Here is a 22,782-nt window from a genome sequence, read left to right as displayed (position 1 = left end):
TGCTCCGATCAGCTGGCCGGGCAGACGGGCAGGATGACGTGGGAGGGATGTGACGTATCCCGGTAGATGGTCTGGGTCGCAGGCACCGGATCGCCCGGCGCGCCGCCCAGGTTGGTGTTCCGGTCGAACCGCGGGAAGTCCGCGGAACTGACGTCGATCCGGATCCGGTGGCCGGCCTTGAACCGGTTCGCAACCACCCACATGTCGATCTCCAGCGGGTAGATCACACCGGGCACGAGCGGCTCGGCGCCTCGATCGAGGTCGCGGTACCTCGCCCGCAGCAGGCCGTTCTGCAGCTGGACCGCCCGCCCGTCCGGCCCGACGTCACTCAGCCGTACGGCGAAGTCGGTGTCGACCGCGGACGAGCTCGCGTGGAGCACCGCGCGAAGCTTGCCCACGACATCGACGTCGTGCTCCAGCGGCTCTGTCGAGTATGTGAGGACGTCGCCGCGCTGCTGGACCGCGCTCACATCCACGCTCCCGGGCGGATAGACCCAGGAGACGATGCTGCCGCCCACGGTCGGAGTCGGATCGAGCGGGTCGTAGACGTACTCGTCCACATCCTGCTGCTCCGGCGGAGGCGTGCTGCTGAGCATCCCGTCGGCCCCGAGATAGAAAGGGGTGTCGACGGCTTCGGGCAGCGGCCAGTCGTCCGCGCTCCGCCACTCGTTCGCGCCCATCAGGTAGTAGATGACGCGCGGCCACTCGTCAACGGCGTCGTCCCGAACGGTTTGGTACCAGCGCAGCGTGAAGTCGACGTTGGACCAGTGGTTGTGCTGCAGCTCCGGGTGCTCCCCCATCCGCTCCTTGTAGCCGATCGAGTTGTGGGAGGAGGGAGTGATGATGATCCGGGCTTTGGAGCGCAGCGGTTCGGGGGCGTGCTTGCGCAGCAGCTCGAAGGTGGCCAGCGCGTCGTTGATGAACCAGTCGTACCAACCGGTGCGCAGCAGCGGGATCGCCTGGAACTCGGCGACCTGCCGCGTGGGGTCGACCGACGGCAACGTGTGCCGGTCGAGCGAGATGCCCTGACCGAAAAGGGGCCCGATGTTCTCGGCATCGACGATGGTGACGTGGGCCGACCCCGTGATACCACGGACGAACTCGGCCCGTTCCGCACAGGTCAGCGAGCAGTAGTGCGCCCACAACCAGTCCTGCGCCTCCACCGGCGACAGGTCTTTGATCGCGGGCAACGACTCCGCCAGCTCGGCCAGCATCGGACTGACGAAAGGCTCGTTGAAGAAGCCCGTCGACAACGTCTCGTCCAGCATCATCGGCTCGAGCTGCCAGTGCGGCACCTCGGTCTTCTCCTCGCCGTGGCCGATCGTGTGCGCGAGCGCATTGACCACCATGTGGAGGGACGCGGTCTTGGTACCGACCCCGATCCCGCTGACCTCGGGAACGATCGTGGTCATCTTCGGATGCCGTGCCATCGGCCACTGCACCTGACCGACGTACGAGCCACCGAGGGAGCCGATGAACCCGTCGCACCAGTCCTGCGCGCTGACCCAGTCGACGAAGTCGTAGCCGTCCTGCGGCTCGAACATGTAGAAGTCGTGGTCGTCGGGTTCACTGTCACCCGTACCGCGAAGGTCCTGTACTGCCACGACATAGCCCCGGCGTGCGAACGAGATGAAGGGGGCCACGAGAGCGTCGCCGTCGCGTCCGTACGGCGTACGCACCGCGATCACCGGCGCGGGCAGCCGCGGCGGCAGGTAGAGATCGGTCGCGAGCCGAACGCCGTCCCGCATCGGCACCTGCACCGTTTCGAGCCGGATCTCGGTCACGGCGAACTCGGCCGGCGTCCGGACGTCCTTGCTCCGCAACGCGAACTGGAGATCAGCTGACACGGTCATCTGGCCGGCCGTCCCATCACGTCACGGAGAACGCGCAGCACGTTCTCGCCGAGTACCTTGCGAATGTCTTGCTCCTCGAACCCGCGGCGCACCATCGCCTCGGTGATCTTCGGCAGGTCCGACGGGCGGGAGATCTCGGCGGGCCGGTAGGCCAGGTCGCCGGTCGGCAGCGCCCACTCGCCGAGCCAGCCGCCGTACACGTTCTGGTAGTAGTCGTCGATGAAGTCCGGGCCCAGGCCGACGTGATCGATGCCGGCGACCCCGATGATGTGCTCGATGTGGTCGACGACGCGATCGGCCGTCGGAGCGTCGGCATCGATGAAGAACGGGATGGCCGCCGCGACTCCGACGACTCCGCCGAGCTCGGCGATGGCCTTGAGCTGTTCGTCGCCGAGATTGCGGTGGATGTCGGTGATGCCGAGACAGGCCGAGTGCGTCGCCAGGAACGGCCGGGTCGCCAGCGAGAGGACGTCCTCGACACCGGCGATCCCGAGATGGCTGATGTCGAAGACGATGCCGAGCTCCTCCATCTCGCGGAGCGCGGTGATGCCCTCCGGAGTCAGGCGGCCGCGCGAGGTCTCGTCGAGCCCGCTTCCGTCGGCCAGGAAGGTCCGGCCGAAGTGCGCCATCGAGACCACCCGGACGCCGACCCGCGCCATGGTGCGCACCAGCTCCGGGTCCTGCCCTACGCCATGGGCTCCCTCGAGCGCGATCACCAGGGCCATCCGCCCGGACGAGGTGGCGTCGTCGATGTCCGCGCCGGTCAGGCACAACGCCACGTCGTCGCTGTGCTCCGCGGCGAGCTGATGGATCCGTTCGACGAGCAGCAGCGTCCGGCGCAGCGCTCCTTCGGACTGGAACTGCTCTTCGATACAGATGGGCAGGACCTGTACGTCGACGCCGCCGGCCCGCAGCTCCGGCAGCCAGAACCGGGCGAAGTGATCAGGCTGGTCCCTGCGGTCGAAATGGTCCACCAGGACGATCAGGTCGTTGTGCGTGTCGACGACCACGGCGTCGTCGTGCAGCCAGTGCGGATCTGTCATACGCAACTCCTGCTCAAAGCGATCGGGAGATGAGGTCCTTCATGACCTCGTTGGTTCCGCCGTAGATCTTCTGGGCCCGTGCGTCGGCATACAGACGGGAGATGAGGTACTCGCGCATGTAGCCGTAGCCACCGAACAGCTGCAGGCAACGGTCCATGACGTCGCACTGGTTCTGGGTCAGCCACCATTTCGCCATCGACGCGGTCGTGCGATCGAGGGTGCCGGCGATGAACCGCTCGATGCAGTCGTCCAGGAAGACACGCGAGGTCCGGACCACGGTGGCCAGCTCGGCGAGCTCGAGCTTGACGTGCTGCATGGCGAACAAGGGCGCACCGTAGACGTGGCGGGTCTTGGTGTACGCGATCGTCTCTTCCAGCGCGCGCTCCATGGCCGCTACTGCTGCGACGCCGATGACGAGCCGCTCGCGGGGCAGCTCGCTCATCAGGATGCGGAAGCCCGCACCTTCGTCCCCGAGCAGGTTCCCGGCCGGCACCGCCACGTCGTCGAAGAACAGCTCCGCGGTGTCCAGGGCGCGCTGACCGAGCTTGTCCAGGACACGTCCCCGCCGGAACCCCGGTGCGTCGGCCGTCTCCAGGACGAGCAGGGAGATCCCGTCGCGTCCGGCCGCGGGATCGGTCTTGGCGACGACGATGACGAGATCGCACTGCCCGCCGTTGCTGATGAACGTCTTGGACCCGTTGAGCACATAGTGGTCGCCGGTGCGGACGGCACGGGACTTGATGTTCTTGAGGTCGCTGCCGGCGTCGGGTTCGCTCATCGCGACGGAGCCCATCACCTCACCGGTCGCCATCCCCGGCAGCCAGCGCGCTCGTTGCTCGTCGGTGCCGTACGCCGCCAGGAAGTGGGCGACCACCCCGCTGTGCACCATGTTGCCGAACCCGGTGTCGCCGCAGCGCGCCTGCTCGCTGAACACGACGGCATCGTGGGCGAACGTACCGCCGCCCCCACCGAACTCCGCGGGGACTTCGCAGCACATCAGGCCGAGCGCTCCGGCCTTCCGCCACACCTCGCGGTCCACATGCTTCTGCTGGTCGAAGCGCTCGAAGTGCGGGACCACTTCGTCGGAGAAGAAGCGGCGGGCGACCGCGCCCAGCGCGACGGCCTCGTCGTCCATCCAACGCGGCCGTCCCTCGTGCCCGGGCGGGGCGCCGGCATCGACGGGCCGCCCGGCGGTTTCGGTGCTCATCGGTTCTCCTTCAGGGAAAGGGGGTTCAGTTCACGGCCCGGTCGTGCTCGGCCCAGAACCGCGCCCGCAGTTGCTTCTTGTCGACCTTGCCCAGCGGGGTGAGCGGTACGGCGTCCACGAACTCCAGCCGCTTCGGGGCGTGCACAGGTCCCTTGAGCTCACGGACGAGAGCGATGAGCTCGGCCGGCGTCGCGGTCGCATCGGGGGTTCTGACCACGAAGGCCGTCACCGCCTCGCCCCACTTCGGATCGGGGACACCGATCACGGCCGCGGCCGCGACCTCCGGGTGTGTCACCAACGCGTCCTCGACGTCGCGCGGGTAGACGTTGAACCCGCCGGTGATCAGCATGTCCTTCTTGCGGTCGGTGAGATACAGGAAGTTGTCCTCGTCGAAGCGGCCGACGTCACCGGTGTGCAGCCACCCGTTGCGCAGCGTCTCGGCGGTCACCTCCGGCTGCCGCCAGTACCCGTCCATGAGGAGCGGCCCGCGGACGCAGACCTCCCCCAGTTCACCGACCGCGCAGGGCTGGTCGTCGTCGTCCAGTACGGCGACGTCCAACGCCGGGTGCGGTCTGCCGCAGGAGGCGAGCCGCTCGGGTCGGGCCAGGTCATGGTCTTCCTTCGAGAGCGTGGTGACCGTGTTCGGCGCCTCGCTCTGACCGTAGAACTGGACGAACACGGGCCCGAACACGTCGAGGGCCTGCTCGAGCCGATCGGGTGCCATCGGCGCCGCGCCGTACAGGATCGTCTGCAGGCTGGACAGGTCGACCGAGTGCTCGGCGACGTAGTCGAGCAGCACGTAGATCATGCTCGGAACGAGGAAGGTCGCGGTGATCCGGTGGGTCTGCACGAGCTCGCAGAACTCGGCCGGATCGAAGCCCCTGGTGAGGACGACGGTGCCGCCCTGATGGAACACCGGTGGCACCATGCCGAGGAGCGCATGGGTCAACGGCGTCGAGCCCAGGAACCGTAGGTCGGTCGGCAGCTCCCAGTGCGCGAGGGTGAGGAAGAGGTGGGTGACCAGCGAACGATGGGAGAGCATCACTCCCTTGGGCCGCCCGGTCGTCCCGCCGGTGTACCCGAGCAGAGCGAGGTCGGATTCGCGTGCCAGCGTGGGAATGTCCCCGTCGGAGCCACGGGCCACCAGGACGTCGGCCGCCGATCCCCCGCCGAGCAGGAAGACCTGCGGGCGTGTCTCCAGCTGTGCGGCAAGAGCCGCCGCATGCTCGGCGTACTGCGGCTCGTCGGCGATGATCGCGGTGATGCCCGCGTCGGCGCACACCGTGACGTGGTCCGCCATCGATCCCATCGGATGCAGCGGTGTGTAGTGCGCACCCAGCGACTGAGCGGCGATCAGCGCGGCAAAGGCCTCGGGCCGGTTCGGCGAGAGCAGGGCCAGGCCGTCTCCGGACTTCACCCCGCCGTCCTGCAGGGCGGCCGCGATCCGGGCGATCATCCGCCGCAACTCGTCGTACGACGTCTCACCGCTCGACGTGACGAAGGCGACCCGGTCCGGATACCGCTGGAGCGAGCGCGAGACCAGGTCGACGAAGGTCGGCCGGCGGTAGAGGTCACTCGTCTCCGCGATCACCGCTGACCGGCCCGTCGCCGGATCCGCCGCAGCTCCGCCTCGAAACCGTCGAGGATGGCCCTGACCCCGAACATGTATTGCGCCTCCGGGTCCTCGGAGACCACTTCGCTCAGCCGCCGCATCGGCGAGTCCTCCGGCGTGTCCTCGTGCACGAAGTTGACGTCCACCTCGCGGGCGAACTCCTCGCTGCCGCGGCGGAAGCGCGAGACCTCCCAGGCCATGGCGCCGATGATGTGGTTCCGCAGGGCCATGAACCCGCGGATCGACGAGTCCTCGTCGAACCCGGCCTCGTGCAGCATCGCGATCATGTCGAGCCCGACGGCGGCCGCGCTCGGACCGCGGACGTAGGTCTCGAGGACGATCTCGATCAGCGCCGGATGGCGCAACGCGCACGTCCGCGAGTCGAGCGCGAACTCTTCGAGGCGCACCCGCCAGGACCGCCCGTCCTGGGGAATGGCCGGGATCTCGGACACCGCGAGATCGGCCACGGCGTCGAGCAGCTCCTGCTTGTCGCTCAAGTGCCGGTAGAGCGACATCGGGCTGCCGCCCAGCGCCTCCGCCACCCGGGCCATCGTGACGCCGCTGAGACCGTCGCGGTCCGCGATCTCGAGCGCTGCGGCGACCACCGTCTCCCGGTCGAGCGCCCCGCGCGCCAACCGCGCTGACTTCTGCACCTTGGGCTGTGTCGCCACGGCCTTCCTCCTGTCCGGTCCTGCCTGGATACCTCTTGCACCGCTCTTTGCGTATCAGCATAGTGTATGTGTGTACGTAAGCGAATGGTTCGACCGTCAGGAATCCGTACGCCGCAACGCCGAAGGAGCACCCTGCCCATGACATCCACCCACTGGCTCCACGGCGCCACCCTCATCACAGCGACCGGGCACGACCCCGAACCGGCGGGAATCCTGGTCGACGACGGGAGGATCGCCCAGATCGGCGGATCCGCACCGCGCGAGGCCGAAGTCGTCGACTGCACCGGCCTCACGCTGACCCCGGGCCTGATCGATGCACACGTCCACCTCGGCCTGTCCAGCCCGCTCCTGCAGAGCATCGGGTACGGCATGTCCGTGGCGGAGCTCGCCGCTGACATGTTCGCCAACTGCGCCCAGACACTGCGCGCGGGATTCACCTCGGTCCGGGACTGCGGCGGCATCGACGCCGGCATCGCCAACGTCGTTGCCTCAGGCAAGATCCCGGGACCCAGGATCGTGCAGTGCGGGCCGATCCACTGCCAGACCGGCGGACACGGCCACTACGCTCCCGAATGGGAGCCCACCGAGGTCTGGCGGGGCCAGGAGATTCCCGGTCTGCGGACGATGGCGATGCTGTCGGACGGGCCGGACGAGATGCGCAGGAACGCGCGCGAGTCGTTCCGGCGTGGCGCTCAGTTCCTCAAGCTCTGCGTCACCGGCGGCGTGATCTCCAACCACGACAAGCTCACCGACACCCAGTTCAGCTCGGCGGAGATCGCGGTAGCCGTCGCCGAGGCCGCGGCCCGGGGCACCTACGTCACCGTCCACGCCCACAACGTCGAGGGCATCCGCAACGCCGTCCTGGCCGGCGTGCGGTGCGTCGAGCACGGCACCGGCATCGACGAGGAGACCGCCGCGCTGATGGCCGAGCGCCAGGTCTCCCTTGTGCCCACGCTCGCAGCCGTCGAGGCGCTGATCACGAATGTCGACGGACTCGGCCTGCCCAGCCATTTCGCCGAGCGAGCGATGCGGGTACGCGCGGCCATGGTCGACGGACTCCTCGCGGCCAAGGCCGCCGGCGTCCGGGTCGGACTCGGGTCCGACGTCATCGGCCCCGACCAGACCGGTCGGGGTGCGGAGCTCACCCTGCGCGCCGCGGCCGAATCGCCCATGGAGGCGTTGATCGCGGCCACCCGGGTCAACGCCGGCCTGCTCGGACTCGACAGCGAGATCGGCACCCTCGAGGTGGGGAAGCGGGCGGACATCGTCGCGTTCGCAGGGAACCCGCTGGACGACCCGAAGCTGTTCGCCGATCCGGACAGCGTCGTCCTCGTGCTGCAGAACGGCGTGGTCGCGAAGGACGAACGAGCAGCCTGAGGCTGAGCCCGCCGGCCGGCGGGCTCAGCCCGGCTCGTTGCCGAAGATACCGACGAACGAGATGAACTCGCCGGGGAGTCCACCCATGTTGTGCGTGAGGCCGAGCCGTGGCGACGCCACCTGCCGTAGGCCGGCCTCGCCGCGCAACTGCAGCCACAGCTCGAAGATCATCCGCAGGCCACTCGCGCCGACCGGATGGCCGAACGACTTGAGGCCGCCGTCGGGGTTCACCGCCAGGGTGCCGTCGAGGTCGAAGTCACCGTCGAGGACGTCCCGCCAGGCCCGGCCACGCTCCGAGAAGCCGAGGTCCTCCATCAGGATCATCTCGGTCGGGGTGAAGCAGTCGTGCACCTCCGCCAGCGAGATCTGCTCGCGGGGATCGGTGATCCCGGCGTCGGCGTACGCCGAGGCCGCGGACTGCACCACCTCCGGGAAGGACGCGTGCTGCACGCCCGCGGTCGCGGCGCCGTTGCTCATCCCGGCGTACAGGGACATGCCCTTGAGGTAGATCGGCTTGTCGGTGTACTGGAGCGCATCCTCGGCACGCACGATGAGCGCCGCGGCGGCGCCGTCGGAGACCCCTGAGCAGTCGAACACGCTGAGGTCGCCGGCGATCCTGGGTGCCTTCTCGATCTTCTCCTTCGGCACGACAGAGGTGTACTGAGCGCGCTCCGGGTTCCTGGCTCCGTTGGCGTGATTGCGCCACGCGATGTGGGTGAGCGCCCTGCGGACGTCACCCGGGTCCACGCCGTACGCCCGGCTGTACGCCGCCGGCAGCATCGCATAGGCGGCCGGGTTGCTGACCTCGGTGGCGGTGTTGTCGCCTGGCGGCACGTTCAGCGTCAGGCCGGAGTACCCGCTGTCCTTGATCTTCTCCACGCCGACGGCCATCGCCACGTCGTACACCCCTGCCGCCACCGCGAAGGCCGCGTTGCGGAAGGCGTCGGAGCCACTCGCGCAGAAGTTCTCCACTCGCGTCACCGGGCGTTCGACCTTCAGAGCCTTGGCCAGCGGGAGTCCGGCGTGGCCCGAGGCCACGGTCGAGTACCAGTAGGCCTCGACGTCGTTCTTGCGCAGGCCGGGGACGGACGCGATCGCATCGAGCGCGGCCTCGATCAGCAGGTCGTCGGCCGACTTGTCCCACAGTTCACCGAACCTGGTGCATCCCATCCCGACGATGGCGATACGGTCGCGCATGCTTCCGGTCACTGCGGGCTCCTGTCCTTGGGCCGGGCCTTCCAGAAGTAGTTGGGTACGTCGTCAACGGCGTACGTACGCCGGAAGGTCATCTCGACCTCGGCGCCGTCCGCGACATCGGCCGGTGACGCGTTGGTGAGCTCGAGCAGGAGACGTCCGGTCGTACCGAAGTCGATCAGCGCTGCCAGTGCCGGGGGCGCTGGGCTGTCGGACACCCCGTCGGTCGTCTGCGTCACGATCGTCCCGGTGAGATCAGCGATGCTGAACGGCTTGGTCTGATCAACCGCTCCGCAGGCGCACACCCGCGCGGGCGGCAGGTAGACCTTCCCGCACTCCAGACACTGCGAGCCCGTCAGGCCGAACTTCCATCCGCTATTGCGGTACGCCGGTGGCGGAGCGACCGAGGGCCGTTCGGGACGACGAGCAGGTTCTCGCGCGACCAGGCCTCGCCACGTGAGGTACTGGTGATACCCGATCTCTCTTCCCGCACTGTCCGGCCGCCGATCACCGGCGAACGGGCCGTCCTTCAGCACTCGGAGGAGCAGCGCATCGGCTCCCCCGCCGGCCGAAACCACCAGGATCGTGTCGCCGGCCTTGGCCGTGTCGAGAGCGCTCGCCAGCAGCAGACCTAGGTCCGCCGCTCCGCAGTACCCCGTGTTCTCGCGGTGGGCATCCTGCGCCTCTGAGCCACCTTCGGAACCGATCGAAGCCCTCAGCGAGCTCGCGAGACGCCGGTTCAGCGTGGACACCACGGACGTGGTCGGCGTCTCGGTGTGCCCAGAGCGTTTGCCGATCTCGGTCACGACCTCTTGTACGGCCTGTGCCAGCACGTGGTCGACAAAGCGGTCCTCGCCGATCAGCGCGTAGCTGGTGCCGGGCGTCCGCCACGCATCCATGACCTCTTTCGGCACGGACGCCGATCCGAGGACCTCGGCGATCGCGTCGTCACCGTCACTGTCACCGAAGAGGAAGGCGGCGGCTCCGTCACCGCCGTCGGCCTCCTCAGCGGATCCCGGCCTGCCGGTCCGCAGATCCGCGGCTGCCGCCACGCCTCCGGACTCGGAGGCAGCCTTGAGAGCGCCGAGGCCCGACCGCAGCCCGGTCAGGTCCAGCGCGAAGGCTCGACCGTGCATCCCACTGGCGGCGTGCACGATCAGCGAGCAGGACTTGTCCAGCAGCGGCGAGTTGGTGGTCGCGAAGTACAGGTGATCGGCCTCGCCGACCCCTGCGCCGAGTGCACGGATGGCCGCCACGGCCATGGACACCGCATCCTCGTCGTATCCCGCCACTGTGCGTGCCCCGGAGCCGCGAGGGATGCCTGTCAGGGCAGCGTTGACAGCGCTGCGGGTGAGTCGGTAGTGGGGCAGGTAGGTCGCGTAGGCGAGCAGTCGCTTGGTCATTCAGCCGCAGACCGCCCCCATCACGCGCACGAAGTTCTCGCCGAGCACCTTGGCGATGTCCTCGTCCGACCAGCCACGTCCGACCAGGCCGCGGGTGATGTTCGGGAAGTCCCGGTAGTCGTCGAACCCGGCCAGCTGCTGCGTCGCGACCAGCTTGTCCTCCGGCCGGAAGCCGGTCTCGGCGAAAATCGGCTGGAGGAGATCGCTGAGCATCCACTGGGGCAGCTGCATCGGCCAGTCGGTACCGATGGCGACGTGGTCCACGCCGGCGACGTCGGCGACGTACTCGACATGGTCGAGCATCGCGTTGATCGTGACGGAGGGTCCGGCGCCCAGGAAGAACGGGACGGTCACGATGCCGATCAGACCTCCGGTGGCTGCGAGCGCCCGCAACTCTTCGTCGCTCTTGCCACGCGCGTGGTTGAACACACCTTGCGCCGCGGTGTGGGAGGCGACGACCGGCGCCTCGGACACCTCGCAGGCGTCGAGCGTGGTCATCCGGCCGACGTGACCGGTGTCGACGATGATGCCGAGCTCGTTCATCGCCTTGACGCTGTCGACACCGAACGCCGACAGCCCCGCGTCCGTGCGCTCGGTGGATCCGACGCCGACCGCCGTCATGTTGTTGTAGGTGAGCTGGCACATCCGCAGCCCGGAGTCATGTGCCCAGGCCAGCGCGTCGAGATCGCGCCACGGCCCCAGCATGACCTGTGAACTCATCAGGCCGGCATGGGTGCCGGTCTCGTGCGCACGACGGATGTCACCGGCGGTCAGGGCCTTGGTCAGCCAGGGAAAGTAGTCGAACTGCTTCTGCACGAACGCGAAGCTGCGCTCGCGGATATGGCGGACGTCCGACATCTCCACCTGCCGGTTCCCACAGGTGATGCCGCTGGCGTCCCAGTGGTCCTTCACCTCGTCCATCCGGCCCGCGAACGCACGCCGGATCGGCGCCTCGAGACCATAGGAGAAGGTCCCCAGGGTGTCGTGGGTCTCCTTCAGCCGTGTTTGCAGCTCCTTGTTCATCTCGTCGTCGAACACCCGGTACCCGACCGGGCCCTGGAACAGGACGTCGACGATGACGCACTCGCGATGCAGCCGCGCGGCACGCCCCTCCTGGGCCTCGTCCAACCCGAAGTCGAACGTGCCGAACTGTTCCGTCATCAATATCCTCCAGAGCCTCGTGTGCAGTAGTGATCTCAGCTGTCGCCGATGCGGCGGGTGAGTTGGTCCATCACGAACAGGTACTTCGGGTGACCCGCACCGTCGTCGCCGATGCCGTAGGCGAACGGCGGTTGGCCGGCGTGATCGGCCAGGACCAGGGCCTGTGGGCCGGCCGGCCGGAGCCGGACGACGGGGAACCCGGGCCGGTCTCGCTGCAGAATCTCCTCGGTCCACCTCGGCAGGCATGACAGCGCGTCGCGGTCGTCGGTGATCCGGATCTCGCCACCCCAGCTCCGGTACACGCCGTGGTAGCGGGACGGGTCGGCCGCGGGCCCGGACAGGTCGGGCGAGTCCTGCGGCGGCAGGCCGAACCGCTTCTCCAGGATCGCCTCGGCGAGCTCCTGATGGAACGGCATCGAACCGGCTCCGCCGTTCGCGAACGCGATGTACGCGGTGCCCTGGTCGGGAACGACGGCGACCATCGCGACGCCGCCGTACGAACCGCCGCCGTGCGTGAGTACGACGCGCGACCCGTGCTGCTTGCGTAGCCAACTGAGCCCGCACGAGCCGGTGGCGGGGACCGGGAAGTCGAGGTGATGCGCGGCCATCCGGTCGACCGATTCGTCGGTGAGGAAGCGCGGCCCCTTCGGCAGATGGGTCTGGACGAACGTCAGCGTGTCCTGGACCGTGGTGATGAACGTCGTACCCGCCGGGCCGAGGCACTCGGGCAGGAGGAACCGCTTCGTCGGCACATAGCCGCCTTCACCTGGATAGTGCCCGATCGCCATCCGGTGCAGGATCGCCTCCTTGGCCGTGAACATGCTGCGTTCCAGACCCAGTGGCGCGAACAAGCGGTGCCGCATCGCGTCCGAGAAGCCCTCGCCGGTGACGACCTCGATGATCCGGCCGGCCAGCACGAAGCCGGCGTTGTTGTAGGAGAAGTACTCCCCCGGCTCGAACAACTGGCCCTTGTCGCTCAGCAGGTCGACGAAGTTCGCGATCGCTTCGTCGCCGTCGCCCACGTCGGCGAGGAAGATCGCCGCATCGATGCCGGACGAGTGCGTGGCGAGGTGACGCACGAGCAGGGCATCCGCGACGCCGGGCTCGCCGAGCGCGAAGCCCGGCAGGTAGCGCTTGACCGGCGCCTCGAGGTCGACCAGCCCCTCGTCGACGAGCGACATGAGCAGCGTCGTGGTCCAGACCTTGGTGATCGAGCCGGTCAGGAACAGCGTGTCCGGCGTCATCTCCACGCCGCTGTTCAGATTCGCGATGCCGGCGGCCGCCGCCTCGATCCGGCCGCCTTCGAGGACACCCACCACAGCGCCCGGGATCCCGTGCCGTGCGACCAGTTCTTGCACTGTCTCCTGAAGTTCCGTCATGCGAGGTCTCCCGTCATCCGAGGCACGCCCGGACGGCATCGGTCAGGTTGCGTGCCCGCCGTTCGCCGGCCTGGTAGGACCAGAGGTTCATGACGTAGCCGAAGCCGAGCTCGGCATCGGGGTCGCCGAAGGCGACCGATCCGCCGGAGCCCGGGTGGCCGAACGAGTTCGGCCCGGCCATCGGCAGCGGCGGGCAGGAGCGCCAGAACCCGTGCGACATGTAGAAGGAGCGGTTGGCCGGCAGGTCCAGATCAGCCGGTAGCGAGTGCATCCGGGTCTTGTCGGTCTGGACCTCGATCGCCCGCCCGAGAGTGACCGGATCAAGCAGTCGTACGCCGTCGACGTCGCCCACCGTGGCGGCGTACATCCGTGCCATCGACCGGGCGTCCGTAAGCATGTTCCCGGCCGGGATCTCCGCCGCTCGGTAGGCACGCTGAGCGTTGAGGTCGTCCTTGTACTCGAACGCGCCGCCGAGCACGCCGGCGCGAGCCTGGACCGAGCCCTCGCCCCAGACGGCCTGGATCCACTTGGTGACCGTGTCGGCGTCGAGCCCGGTGTGCTCGATCAACCCGGCGGTCAGGTCCTCCAGGGTCACCGGTCCGGTGTACTCGATCCGAGCCGCTTTCGGCTCCTGCTCCTCGGGCAACCCGATCCAGGCGTTCAGCCCGAGCGGGCCGGCCACCTCGTCGGCGAAGAACGTGCCGGGTGACTTGCCGGAGATCCGGCGTACGAGCTCGCCGACCAGGTAGCCGAACGTGATGCTGTGGTAGACGTGCTCCGTCCCCGGCTCCCACAGCGGCTTCTGCGCCTCGAGCGCACGAATCACGGGATCCCAGGCGTACGCCTCCTCCAGCGTCAACGGCGTATCGATCACCGGCAGGCCGGCCTGGTGCGACAGCAGCCACCGCACCGGGATCTGATCCTTGCCGTTAGCACCGAACTCTGGCCAGTAGTCGACCACCGGCGCGTCCAGGTCGAGCTCACCGCGTTGCGCCAGCATGTGCGCACAGATCGCGGTGGCGCCCTTCGTCGTCGACGCGACGATCGCGATGGTGTCCTCGCTCCACGGCCGGTTCGTCTCACTGTCGGCCAGGCCGCCCCAGACGTCGACGACCGGGCGGCCGCCCACATAGACGCAGCAGGCTGCGCCCACCTCGCCGGGGGTTCCCTCGAAGTTCGCCCGGAACTCGTCCGCGACCTTCCCCCAGCCCTCCTCGACGTGTCCGTGCACTGCTACCTCGCTCGTCGTGGTCATCGTGGTGCTCCGCCTTTCGAGAGTTGTGCCGGCAGTCCGGTCGTCGTGGGCGTCACCCGATCGGCGCCGGCGGAGTCGCGTAGGTGAAGCACTTGCAGCCCAGGTCGTAGCTGGAGACGGCCGTCAGTTCCATGCCGGTGTGGTGGCCGGGCCCGAACTTGGTGGCACCGTTCAGAGTGAGGGCGCTGACGAAGCTCGTGCCGATCTTCTCGATCCCGGGTACGAGCTTCTCGGTCCCGCCCAGGCCACCGCTGTTGATCAGGCCCTGCTCCAGCAGCCGGACCGCGTCGCAGGCCTGGAAGACGGTGATCTGATCCGTGATCTTCTGCACGGCCAGGCCGGCGGTGCGGGCGTTCGCCAGGCAGTCGTTGCGCACCTTGGCCTGGGCCGCGGACGGCGCCGGCGGCTGAGTCACGTCGAGATCGGGGAAGCCGCCGAAGCCGCGCATGTTGGTCAGCTGGTCGACCGGGTAGATCTTCATGCTCCCGGCGCCGCCCTGCGAGTGGAAGAGCAGGTACTGCGGTGACCACTTCTGCGTGTGGGCCCCTTGGGCGAAGTAGTAGACCAGTCCGTTCTCGTACATCGTCAGGAACATGACGCTGTCGATGTCCTCGGACTTGAACTTCAGGGCGAGCGATTGGATCAAGGCGAGGGTCGGACCGTTGTCGGCGTACCCGTGCGCGCACTTGACGCCGGCCTTGACGAGCTCGATGCCGGCCTTGTCGGCGATGGGCTTGAGGGTCGAGTCGTACACGCGATCGTTGTAGGGGCAGTCCTCGATGACCACGCCGACCTTGCTGCCCGACGGCAGGTACTTGGCCGCGATGGCCTTGTTCATGATGCTCTTGACCCGGTCGTCGACGCTCACGGCGTTGGCGGCGATCACGCCCGGGTAGTTCTTGAGGTCGGTCTCGTCACCCACCGGCGACCCCGTCTGGCCCATGAACACGATCGGCACGCCCGCCTTCGACAGGCAGCCGTTGAAGCTGTCGTTGTAGATCAGGCCGTCGTAGACCACGGCCTGCACGTTCTTGTCCTTGGTGAACCGCTGGCAGATCGCCTCGAACGCCGTGTCGTGGTTGGGACTGCTGAAGTCGATGGCTTCGTCGACGATCTCCAGCTTCCGGTCCTTGACACCGCCGCGGGCGTTGATCGCATCGATCATGGCGTGGGCAGCATCGCGGTACGGGCTCACGATCCCGACCCCGTTCCGTGCGGTCTCGGCCCGGGTGTCGGTGATCAGCACCCCGACCTGGATCGGTCCGGAGGTCGTCGGCGTGAAGCCGGAGCCCCCGCCCTGCGGACCTGCACTGCTGCCTTGCACCCCGCCACACGCGGCGAGGAGGACAACGCCGCACACCGCGAGCGCGGCGTTCCGAATACGCATCATGGATCCTGACTCCTTCATCTCAACGCCGGACTCGCGCACGGCGGGGTCAGCCGACCACTCGGGCGGCCAGGTCCTTCAGAATGTCGATCGCGCCGCTTCCGGTGCCGAGGAACGCGGAGAACGAGTACCAGGTGTCGCCGTCCAGCACCTGCACCTCGCTGGGCGACGCGTACGCCTGGTCGCCGAGGTTGACGGACACGGACTTCGGGTACGCCGCCTTGGTCTGCTCGAACAGTTGCGCCACGGTCTGGCCGCTGGATTTGAGCGCGCCGTCGAGGCTGTCCTGGCGCAGCACGGTGATCGAGAACGTCTTGGCCGGCGAGGCATTCGTGCTCGTCCAGACGCACAGGTCGGCACCGGTCTCCTGGTGGGTCGGCACGCCGTCGCCGAAGGCGGTGCCGAACTTCGCCCCCAGCTCGGCCGGCGTCAGCAGCTTGCAGGCGCCCTCGCTCTTGCCGCCGGCCGAGGCGGAAGGGGTGGCCTTCGTGGCCCCGGCCGAATCGTTGCCTCCACACCCTGAAAGCACGAGTGCGAGGACGAGGAGAGCCCCGGGGAGACCGATACGGATCCGCATGGGCGCAACTCCTTCAAGTCGGCGTACGCGATGTCGTACGTACATACACTATGCTGATACGCCTGGGGTGAACGCAAGGCCTCGCGAGCAATCCGCGCCGCGAGAAGCTGCGAATCAGGAGGAGACCATGGATTCCCTCGCAGGGCGCACGGCCTTCATCACCGGCGGAGCACGCGGCATCGGGCTGGCCGTCGCGCGCTCGCTCGCCGGCCGTGGGGTCGCGGTGGCGGTGGCCGACCTCGACGGTCCAGCCCTCGAACAGGCCGAGGCCGAGTTGTCGGCGGTGACGAGCGCGCGCTGCTACCGGCTCGACGTCCGCGATCGGCAGCGGTACGGCGAGATCGCCGACACCGCGGAGGCGGAGCTCGGCCCGGTGAGCATCGTCGTCAACAACGCCGGCGTCCTCGATTCGGTCACGCCGTCGCGGATGGACCACACGATGTGGGACTACGTGATGGGCGTGAACGCGAACGGCGTCTACAACGGCATCCAGGCCTTCGTGCCGCGGATGATCCGGCGCAGGCTCGGCGGCCACGTCGTCAACACCGCCTCGGCGGCCGGTCTCTTCGTCGACAGCCACTCGTTCCTGTACCGGTCGGGATTTCTCTACCATGCTTCGAAGTTCGCGGTCGTCGGCCTGAGCGAATCGTTGCGCGTGGAGTTGGCACCGCACGACATCGGGGTGAGTGTGCTGTGCCCCGGACCGGTCGCCACCGACGGTGTGGAGAACGCCCGGCGCCTGCGTCCGGCGGATGCGCCGGAACACTCCGCCAAGATCGCGGCGATCCTGGACCAGGCCCAGGACATCGTGCGCGATCAGGGCGTCCAGCCGTCCGTCGTGGGCGAACTCGTCGTCGACGCGATCCTTGGCGACCGCCCGTACATCCTCACGGCCGCGGACAACGCCGCCCCGATCCGGGCCCGGATGGAAGCGTTGCTGGACGCGGTGCCGACCGAGTAGACCCGCGCACCCTCATCGGTCGGCCGCGGCCAGTCGCACGTCCGAGCGTTCGATCGCGGTGATGCTGCCGCCGAGATAGGCGTCGACGACCTGCGGGTCGGTCCGCACCACGTCCGGCGTACCTTCGGCGATGATGTTGCCGTCGGCCATCGCGATGATCCGGTCCGAGATCCCCATGATCAAAGGGATGTCGTGCTCGATGATCACGAGCGTCAGGTCGAGCTCGCTCTTCAGCTCGGCGAGCAGGTGACCCAGCGCCTCGGTCTCGCGCTGGGCGACGCCGCTGGACGGTTCGTCGAGCAACAGGCACAAGGGCTGCAACGCCACCAGGCAGGCGATCTCGGTGATCCGGCGGGTGCCGGTCGACAGTTCCTGGATCGCCTTGTCCCGGTAGTGGTCGAGGCCCATCGCGGAGATGAGTGCGCGGGCCTGGCGCTCCTTCGTCCGCTCGCCCAGGGTCACCCCGAGCGTCGACATCACGAAGCTGGTCGGCCGGACTCGCTCGAGTGACAGCATCACGGTCTGTTTCACGGTCATCGTCGGGAACAGCGCGGCATCCTGGAACGACCGGATCAGACCGCGCCGCGCGCGTCCCTCCGGGCCTGCGTTGCTGATGTCCTCACCGTTGAAGAACACCTGGCCGGTCTCCGGTTTCGTGAAGCCGCCGAGCAATTCGAATGTCGTCGTCTTGCCGGCCCCGTTCGGCCCGATCAGTCCGACCGTCTCGCCGGCAGCGACCTCGAACGACACACCGCGCACGGCATGCACGCCGCCGAAGCTCTTGCGCAGGTCGCGCGCTTCGAGCAGTGGCGTGCCCGCCGGGACAACCGCCCGCTTCGAGGCAGCGGTGTCCGATTCGCTGACACGCAGGTCGCTGATCCGGACCCCCTGAGCGGTCGCGCCGGTCTCCCCTGCGTCCTCGCCGGCGTACAGTGGGTCGGGATCGATGCCGTGCCGGCGGGCGATGAACTTCACGATCCAGTCCCGGATCGGCGCGACGACCTGGATCAGACCGCCGGGCTTCCACAGCACCAGGAGCAGCGCCCCGAACTTCGTTGCCGCCAGCCCGATGTTGCCGATGTCCAGCAGTGGCAGGCCGAGGACCCAGGCCGCACCGAGCAGCGGACCACCGAGCGTGGACACGCCACCGAGCACCGTCATGACGACCACGTCGATACTGGCGGACGCCGGGAAGGATCCGGCGCTGATGGTGGACAGCGAATGACCGTACGTCGCGCCGCCGATGCCCGCGATGAACCCGGCGACCATGTAACCCTGGAGCTTGACGAGACTCGCCCGTACGGCGAACGCGCGTGCGTTGTCCTCGTTGTCGCGGATCGCGACGAGCAGGCGGCTGAAGCCACTGCGCCGGATGTTCCACACCAGCACCAGGGCCACCGTGAACAGCACCAGCGCGCAGTAGTAGTACTCGCGGCCGGTGTCGAGCGGACCCTTGAGCGGCCAGCCGACCGGCTTGCCGGGATCCTTGCCATCGCCAAGCATCCACGGCTGCGCGAGCAGCCAGATGGGAGTGGCGAGCGCGAAGCCGAGGGTCGTCACGGTGAGCATCAGACCGCGGATGCGCAACGCGGGCAGGCCGATGACGACCGAGACGAGCCCGGCCGCCAGACCGGCCAGCAGCAGTGCGAGCGGGAAACCACCGGCGCTGGTCGCCACCTTGTAGGAGACGACGGCGCCGATCGCGGCGACGGCGAACTGGCCGAGCGTCAACTGTCCACCGAGGCCGGTCAGGACACTGATCGACAGGCCGACGATCGCGAAGGCGATGATGCCGGTCAGCGTCACCGACTGACCGTTGGAGATGAACACTGGCATCAGCGCGAGTACCGCGATCGTCACGACGGCGAAGACCGGGCCCAGCGCACGCACTGTCCACAGCCTCTGCAGCCGGTCCGGGATCGGGCGCAGGCCCTGCACCGCGGCCCAACTGCCCTTCTCCTCGTCGCGGCCGGTACGCCGGCGCTGCACCAGCAGGGCCACCAGGATGATCACGAACATCGCCACCTCGACCAGCCCCGACTGCGGATAGTTCCACAACAGGATCTGCTCGAGGATGCCCAGACCGATGCCGCTGACCAGGGCGATCGGCAGGCTCTGCATCCGGCCGATGACGGCGGCTGTCAACGCCCGTAGCAGCAACGCGGGACCGAAGCTGTCCGCGCCGACGAAGCCCTGTGTCGGCGCGGTGAGGATCGCGGTGAACGCCGCGAGTGCGCCGGCGATCGCCCACGCCAGTGTCGACATCCGGCTGGCGAAGATGCCGGACATCCGCGCGGCTTCCGGGTTGGCCGCCGCCGCGCGGATCGCCAGGCCGAACCGCGATCGCTTGAGGAACAACGCGATCGCGAGAACGAACAACGGCGACAGGAGCAACATGCCGGAGTACGCCGGTGTCACGCGCAACTGGCCGACGTTGAAGACCGGCAGCCACGTCGGCTGCGGATACAACGGCCCGGACGCGGTGGAGTTGATCAGCGACGCGAAGACGACCAGGAACTGGCCGACGCCCAGCGTCGCGACGATGGACACGATCCGCGGCGCGTTACGGAGCCGTCGTACGACGCCGGCCTCGGCGCCGGCCGCGGTCACCGCGGACACGATCGCCGCCAGCACGAACGCGATCCAGTACGGGATGTGCCACTTCACCGCGGCGACACCGAAGAACGCCGCCCCGAAGGCGCCGATCTGGCCGTGCGCGAAATTGATGATGCGGTTGCTCCGGAAGACCAGCACGATGCCGACCGCCAGCAGACCGTACGTCATTCCGACGATCGTGCCGAGCAGGATGACCGGCATCGGTGTCTCGGCCTTGATGACGCCGTGGCCGGCCAGGATCGCGGAGACGATCTTCGCCACGACGACCGCGACCACGAAGGCCGCGAGGTGGAGGAGCGGCTTCCGCGCCTTCATCGCGCCGCTCCCGCACCCTGGAGGAAGACCGCGCGCAGCAGGTCGTCACGAGCCAGCAGGTCATCGGCACGGCCGTCGAAACGCATCTCGCCCTTTTCCATGAAGTAGGCGTGGTCAACGAGGTTCAGCGCGATGTTCACCGACTGCTCGACCAGCACCACGGCCGTACCGTCGGCGTTGATCCGGCGAACCATCTCGAGGAGCTGACCGACGATCACCGGCGCCAGGCCGAGCGAGAGTTCGTCGATCAGCAGCAGCTTCGGACGCAGCATCAACGCCTTGGACAGCCCGAGCATCTGTTGCTCACCACCCGACAACGTCGATGCGAGCGAGTTGCGGCGTTCGTAGAGCCGCGGGAACGCCTCGAAGCAGGACTCGATCGCGCGCCCGGCCGATCCCCGCTCCTTGGCCATCGTGTAGCCGTAGCTGCGGAGGTTCTCGACGACCGTCATCGGCCCGAAGACCGCGCGGCCACCGGGGATCTGGGTGATGCCCAGCCGCATCCGCCGCTCCGCGTCGAGATACGTGATCTCCTGCCCGCGGTAGCGCACGCTGCCCGCGCTCGGCAGGCAGACGCCGGAGATCACCTTGAGCAGCGTCGACTTGCCGGCGCCGTTCACGCCGAGCAGAGCGACCATCTCCCCGTCGTCGATGGTGAAGTTCGTGTCGAACAGGACCTGCAACTGGCCGTAGGAGAAGTCGACGCCGCGACAGGCCAGCATCGGCAAGCGCCCACCGCTGCGCCTGATCCGGCGGATCTCCTCCTCCTCGACCACCTCGTCGATCATCCGGTCGAGGTCCGCCTCGATGAACCGTCCCGCACTGGCGATGATGAACGCACCGATCACCCCGGGGATCGCGATGGCGACCATCGTGCCGCCGACGCCGTACTGGTCCTGGACGCCACCGAGCAGCAGGGCGCCGACCGAACCGCCGATCGCGACGAAGATCCCGGCGAGCGCCTGCGCGTGCGGCCGCATCTGCGCCGGCACGATCGACAGCATCGAGATGCCGAGCATCGGGTGCAGCAACCCGATACAACCACCGGCGATGCCGAAGCAGATCAGCATCAGCACGAGCACCGGCATCACCCCGCCCAACGCGATGAAGACCACCGCCACGGCCAGGAGCAGACCGGCGGACCGCAGGACTCGCGCCGGCGACTGCCGGAACTGCTTCTCGCCGCGTCCGCCGTAGACGACCAGCGCGACGACACCGATCCCGAAGAAGGCCGAGAAGAACAGACCGCGCTGCCCCGGACCGAGGTTCCACCGGTAGTCCAGGAACACCGAGATGAAGGTCCCGAGCGGGACCGTGAGTACGCCGTACACGGCGAATCCGGCGTACACCCGCCGGTTCGTCGGGATGAGCAGGACCCGGCGGCAGATCTCCCAGAAGCCGAGCGCGACGTCGTCGGCGGACAGCCCGGTCGTTGCCGCCTCATCGTGTACTTCACGCACCTCGGCGCGCAACCGCTCGGTGTCCCACTTCCCGAAGCCCGGGTCGCGCAACCCGATAGCGGCCAGGGCCATCGCGATCGACGCACACCCCAGCGCCAGGAAGACACCACGCCAGGTCAGGCCGACGATCGAGGCGAGCAGACCCACCAGCAGCGGCACGAGCGCCTGGCCGAAGGTCCCGATCGCGCTGTACGCCGACAACGCGCGGACCCGCGTCGACGGCGGGTAACTGTCGACGATCAGCGGCGCATGCAGCGCGTACGCCGACCCGGTGGCAAGGCCGTCGAGACACAGGATGGCGATGAGGCTGACCAACGAGGTCACGAAGCCGGTCGTCAACGTGATGACGCTCCACACGATCCCGGTGCCGACGCAGATCATCGCCCGCCACGCGCGCGCCTGCGACAGGCCCGCGATCGGCAGCGGCGCGATCGCGATCGCGAGTTGGTACAGCGCCCGCGCACCAGCGAGGGCGGCGATCGAGATGCCCAGCGAGCCGCTGATCTCCGGCGTCAGGACCGTGAACGCATAGCTCTGGAAGGAGACCGCCGCCAGCAACAGTCCGAGTGCGATGACCGGGTAGTAGCTCAGGCCATGCTCCCGCACCAGGGTCCGGAAGCTCTCGGTGTCCTTGTCGCCGGTGACGCCCAGCGTGGCGCGGGCCTTGTCGCGCAACGCCGTACTGGTCTGCTCGACCTCCGCGAGCACGGCCTCCTCGGCGGCCCGCGAGTTCCTCGAGTCGGCCATTCAGGCACCGACCTTCCGCGCCCGGAGGTCGAGTTGCCAGGCTGATTCGCCGATGCGATGGCCCGCGGTGTCCATGAGCACGATCGTGATGGTGTGCAACTGCAACTCCTCCTCGCTACCGGGGATGTCGGAGATCACCGGGAGCTCGAGTGACGTCGCCGTCGTCGTGTAGACGTCGTGATCGACGAGGTAGGCCTTGTCCGGGCAGTCCGGCCGCCCTTCGCACAGGGTGTCGCCGTCGGCGACGTCGGCCAGCGTGTGGCGGGGCTCGATCGGCGACTGATCGACGAAGACCGCGAAGTAGCCGGCGTCGCGCGACGGCGGCTCGCTGTCCGGCGCCGCGATCCGGAAGTCCTTCATCGTCCACGTGACGGTGACCGGGGCCTGCACGGTCGACCGGGCTCCGGGGCTGACGAAGTCGAGCCGGTCGTCGACGCGGAAGTCCAGGTCGTCGAGATGGGTGAGTCCACATCCGGCCAGTGCGACGACGGCGGCCATCGCCATCGCACCCCGCGCAAACCATCGTCCGCCAGCCACTGTGCACCTCCGCGTCGGTGACCATCT

General features: G+C 68.3%; 17 protein-coding genes. 2 read left to right on the top strand and 15 right to left on the bottom strand.

The window, feature by feature from the left end; all coding sequences use genetic code 11:
• Positions 1–8: 8 nt before the first annotated feature.
• The 5 genes from OG558_RS32875 to OG558_RS32855 are packed head-to-tail and all read right to left on the bottom strand — an operon-like array spanning position 9 to position 6,386.
• Positions 9–1,853 (bottom strand): CocE/NonD family hydrolase, encoded by a 1,845-nt coding sequence (locus tag OG558_RS32875; protein WP_405066452.1) that lies wholly within the window; start codon positions 1,851–1,853, stop codon positions 9–11.
• Positions 1,850–2,896: a dipeptidase gene (locus OG558_RS32870; protein WP_405066451.1), complete on the bottom strand. Its 1,047-nt coding sequence runs from the start codon at positions 2,894–2,896 to the stop codon at positions 1,850–1,852. Before OG558_RS32870 ends, OG558_RS32875 begins: the two co-directional genes overlap by 4 nt.
• 13 nt (positions 2,897–2,909) lie before the next feature.
• Positions 2,910–4,103 (bottom strand): acyl-CoA dehydrogenase family protein, encoded by a 1,194-nt coding sequence (locus OG558_RS32865; protein ID WP_405066450.1) that lies wholly within the window; start codon positions 4,101–4,103, stop codon positions 2,910–2,912.
• Positions 4,104–4,128: 25 nt separating this feature from the next.
• Entirely contained in the window at positions 4,129–5,694 is a 1,566-nt protein-coding gene (locus tag OG558_RS32860) for an AMP-binding protein (RefSeq protein WP_405066449.1), read from the bottom strand.
• Positions 5,691–6,386, bottom strand: a complete 696-nt coding sequence (locus OG558_RS32855) for a TetR/AcrR family transcriptional regulator C-terminal domain-containing protein (protein WP_329477658.1) — start codon at positions 6,384–6,386, stop codon at positions 5,691–5,693. Before OG558_RS32855 ends, OG558_RS32860 begins: the two co-directional genes overlap by 4 nt.
• A gap of 138 nt (positions 6,387–6,524) precedes the next feature.
• Between OG558_RS32855 and OG558_RS32850 the strand changes: the two genes are divergently transcribed.
• Complete coding sequence (locus tag OG558_RS32850) at positions 6,525–7,763, top strand: amidohydrolase family protein (RefSeq protein WP_405066448.1); 1,239 nt, start codon at positions 6,525–6,527, stop codon at positions 7,761–7,763.
• Between the two features lie 24 nt (positions 7,764–7,787).
• On the opposite strand, the gene OG558_RS32845 is transcribed toward OG558_RS32850, so the two are convergent.
• Genes OG558_RS32845 through OG558_RS32815 form a run of 7 tightly spaced genes read right to left on the bottom strand, consistent with a single transcriptional unit; the run spans position 7,788 to position 16,119 of the window.
• Complete coding sequence (locus OG558_RS32845; RefSeq protein WP_405066447.1) at positions 7,788–8,960, bottom strand: acetyl-CoA acetyltransferase; 1,173 nt, start codon at positions 8,958–8,960, stop codon at positions 7,788–7,790.
• Between the two features lie 8 nt (positions 8,961–8,968).
• Positions 8,969–10,360 carry a hypothetical protein gene (locus OG558_RS32840; RefSeq protein ID WP_405066446.1) on the bottom strand — a complete coding sequence of 464 codons (1,392 nt, stop codon included), beginning with the start codon at positions 10,358–10,360 and terminating at the stop codon, positions 8,969–8,971.
• Positions 10,361–11,521, bottom strand: coding sequence for a dipeptidase (locus OG558_RS32835; RefSeq protein WP_405066445.1), 1,161 nt, complete (start codon positions 11,519–11,521; stop codon positions 10,361–10,363).
• Positions 11,522–11,556: 35 nt separating this feature from the next.
• Positions 11,557–12,900, bottom strand: coding sequence for a serine hydrolase domain-containing protein (locus OG558_RS32830; protein ID WP_405066444.1), 1,344 nt, complete (start codon positions 12,898–12,900; stop codon positions 11,557–11,559).
• A gap of 13 nt (positions 12,901–12,913) precedes the next feature.
• Positions 12,914–14,155: a serine hydrolase domain-containing protein gene (locus OG558_RS32825; RefSeq protein ID WP_405066443.1), complete on the bottom strand. Its 1,242-nt coding sequence runs from the start codon at positions 14,153–14,155 to the stop codon at positions 12,914–12,916.
• A 52-nt stretch (positions 14,156–14,207) separates the two neighbouring features.
• A complete protein-coding gene (locus tag OG558_RS32820; protein ID WP_405066442.1) occupies positions 14,208–15,545 on the bottom strand; it encodes an ABC transporter substrate-binding protein in 1,338 nt (445 codons plus the stop codon).
• A gap of 46 nt (positions 15,546–15,591) precedes the next feature.
• The gene (locus tag OG558_RS32815; protein ID WP_405066441.1) at positions 15,592–16,119 is read right to left on the bottom strand and encodes a hypothetical protein; all 528 of its coding nucleotides are present in this window, start codon (positions 16,117–16,119) and stop codon (positions 15,592–15,594) included.
• Between the two features lie 127 nt (positions 16,120–16,246).
• On the opposite strand from OG558_RS32815, the gene OG558_RS32810 reads away from it, so the two are divergent.
• Positions 16,247–17,080: an SDR family oxidoreductase gene (locus OG558_RS32810; protein WP_405066440.1), complete on the top strand. Its 834-nt coding sequence runs from the start codon at positions 16,247–16,249 to the stop codon at positions 17,078–17,080.
• Between the two features lie 12 nt (positions 17,081–17,092).
• On the opposite strand, the gene OG558_RS32805 is transcribed toward OG558_RS32810, so the two are convergent.
• The 3 genes from OG558_RS32805 to OG558_RS32795 are packed head-to-tail and all read right to left on the bottom strand — an operon-like array spanning position 17,093 to position 22,716.
• Positions 17,093–20,011: an ABC transporter permease subunit gene (locus OG558_RS32805; protein WP_405066439.1), complete on the bottom strand. Its 2,919-nt coding sequence runs from the start codon at positions 20,009–20,011 to the stop codon at positions 17,093–17,095.
• Positions 20,008–22,218 (bottom strand): ATP-binding protein, encoded by a 2,211-nt coding sequence (locus OG558_RS32800; RefSeq protein WP_405066438.1) that lies wholly within the window; start codon positions 22,216–22,218, stop codon positions 20,008–20,010. Before OG558_RS32800 ends, OG558_RS32805 begins: the two co-directional genes overlap by 4 nt.
• Positions 22,219–22,716 carry a hypothetical protein gene (locus tag OG558_RS32795; protein ID WP_405066437.1) on the bottom strand — a complete coding sequence of 166 codons (498 nt, stop codon included), beginning with the start codon at positions 22,714–22,716 and terminating at the stop codon, positions 22,219–22,221.
• Between the last annotated feature and the right edge of the window lie 66 nt (positions 22,717–22,782).

The sequence above is a fragment of the Kribbella sp. NBC_01510 genome (genome assembly GCF_045040325.1).
Classification (GTDB): Bacteria; Actinomycetota; Actinomycetes; order Propionibacteriales; family Kribbellaceae; genus Kribbella.
The sequence above is the reverse complement of the archived record's forward strand: the minus strand, read 5'-3'. Positions and strand labels throughout refer to the sequence as shown.

Coding starts and splice junctions, on each gene's coding strand:
- OG558_RS32875 (WP_405066452.1), bottom strand. CDS start 1,853: ATGACCGTGTCAGCTGATCTCCAGTTCGCGTTGCGGAGCAAGGACGTC.
- OG558_RS32870 (WP_405066451.1), bottom strand. CDS start 2,896: ATGACAGATCCGCACTGGCTGCACGACGACGCCGTGGTCGTCGACACG.
- OG558_RS32865 (WP_405066450.1), bottom strand. CDS start 4,103: ATGAGCACCGAAACCGCCGGGCGGCCCGTCGATGCCGGCGCCCCGCCC.
- OG558_RS32850 (WP_405066448.1), top strand. CDS start 6,525: ATGACATCCACCCACTGGCTCCACGGCGCCACCCTCATCACAGCGACC.
- OG558_RS32845 (WP_405066447.1), bottom strand. CDS start 8,960: ATGCGCGACCGTATCGCCATCGTCGGGATGGGATGCACCAGGTTCGGT.
- OG558_RS32840 (WP_405066446.1), bottom strand. CDS start 10,360: ATGACCAAGCGACTGCTCGCCTACGCGACCTACCTGCCCCACTACCGA.
- OG558_RS32835 (WP_405066445.1), bottom strand. CDS start 11,521: ATGACGGAACAGTTCGGCACGTTCGACTTCGGGTTGGACGAGGCCCAG.
- OG558_RS32830 (WP_405066444.1), bottom strand. CDS start 12,900: ATGACGGAACTTCAGGAGACAGTGCAAGAACTGGTCGCACGGCACGGG.
- OG558_RS32825 (WP_405066443.1), bottom strand. CDS start 14,155: ATGACCACGACGAGCGAGGTAGCAGTGCACGGACACGTCGAGGAGGGC.
- OG558_RS32820 (WP_405066442.1), bottom strand. CDS start 15,545: ATGATGCGTATTCGGAACGCCGCGCTCGCGGTGTGCGGCGTTGTCCTC.
- OG558_RS32815 (WP_405066441.1), bottom strand. CDS start 16,119: ATGCGGATCCGTATCGGTCTCCCCGGGGCTCTCCTCGTCCTCGCACTC.
- OG558_RS32810 (WP_405066440.1), top strand. CDS start 16,247: ATGGATTCCCTCGCAGGGCGCACGGCCTTCATCACCGGCGGAGCACGC.
- OG558_RS32805 (WP_405066439.1), bottom strand. CDS start 20,011: ATGAAGGCGCGGAAGCCGCTCCTCCACCTCGCGGCCTTCGTGGTCGCG.
- OG558_RS32800 (WP_405066438.1), bottom strand. CDS start 22,218: ATGGCCGACTCGAGGAACTCGCGGGCCGCCGAGGAGGCCGTGCTCGCG.
- OG558_RS32795 (WP_405066437.1), bottom strand. CDS start 22,716: ATGGCCGCCGTCGTCGCACTGGCCGGATGTGGACTCACCCATCTCGAC.